We start from the raw sequence: 1,093 nt of genomic DNA on the forward strand, positions 1-1,093 counted from the left end.
TAAATAGCTACAACAAAAAATCTATCTACAACCAAAAATCACTGATTGGTTGGTCATCATTGTAGTGATGCGCCATCTGCGCCTGAAGCAACTCGGCCGTAGCAATCGCATCAGTTAACGCGTGATGCGGAGAGTAGTCTGGTAACCCATAGCGGCGTCGAGACTGCGCCAAACGTAGAGACTCTGGTCTCTTTCCTTTCAGGCGATTCCAAATGCCGCCAGCGCTTCTCTTTTGGATGTTCTCTTCGATTTGTAGCGTGTCTAACACGGGAAATTCAATCCCTTCCCCTATGCGCGCTTTCAGCGCTTGATCCAAGAATTCTCTCTCGATTCGACGGTAATGCACAACGATGATTTTGCCGCTTAAGCAAGGCAGCAACTCACCCAAAATATCGCTCAGATCTGGCGCATCAATCAATTCGCTGTGAGTGATACCGTGGATGATAACGGAATCTTCATCCAACTTTTTCTGAGGCCTTACTTTCCAATGTCGAGCATCGCGCAGAAAAATACGTCTCAGATTGAAAGGTACTAAACCGATAGTAATAATGTCGTGTTTTTCGGGATTGAGCCCCGTCGTTTCGAAATCCAACGCGACAAATTCAACCTCTGAAATGGGGGTATTGGGCGCTGGTAATTCGCTGCCGTAAAAGGCGACAAGATTCTCATCATTGACGAGCTCCAACTTTTGCTGAAACTTGGTTGGCCATTGAATCGCAGGCTTTTGAAATAGCTTTTTGATCATGCCAAACCTCACTTAAAGCTCTTATTTGCTTGATAGCGGAACTTAAGGAAGTTCTGCCCATTGCTGAGAATTTGGAAGGCATCTTTCAAATTACGGCGTTCAAAATCGGAGAGGTTTTCTGGCTCGATGTTGTTATCTGGCTCAATTCCGAGTTCAACATCGGTCGCTTGATGGCGAATTCGTACCATAGAGATGAATTCTAACGCGTCTTTTAAGTCCTGAGCTCGACCTTTTGGCAAGATGCCTGCGTCAATAATGTCGTCGAGACGTTCAAACGAGTTTTGTGCACGAGAGCCCACTGCCAAGGCATGCACACGAATCAGATCAACCAGCGGCGCGGTGCCACGA

At 46.7% G+C, this 1,093-nt stretch carries 2 protein-coding genes; both read right to left on the reverse strand.

From position 1 onward, the window contains the following. Positions 1-25: 25 nt before the first annotated feature. Positions 26-745 carry a 3'-5' exonuclease gene (locus tag R7Z50_RS24690; protein ID WP_021822203.1) on the reverse strand — a complete coding sequence of 240 codons (720 nt, stop codon included), beginning with the start codon at positions 743-745 and terminating at the stop codon, positions 26-28. Positions 746-753: 8 nt separating this feature from the next. After that, a partial coding sequence (locus R7Z50_RS24695; protein WP_318149377.1) for a putative nucleotidyltransferase substrate binding domain-containing protein occupies positions 754-1,093 on the reverse strand: 340 nt, incomplete at its 5' end.

This window comes from Vibrio sp. 1249-1 (genome assembly GCF_033340495.1).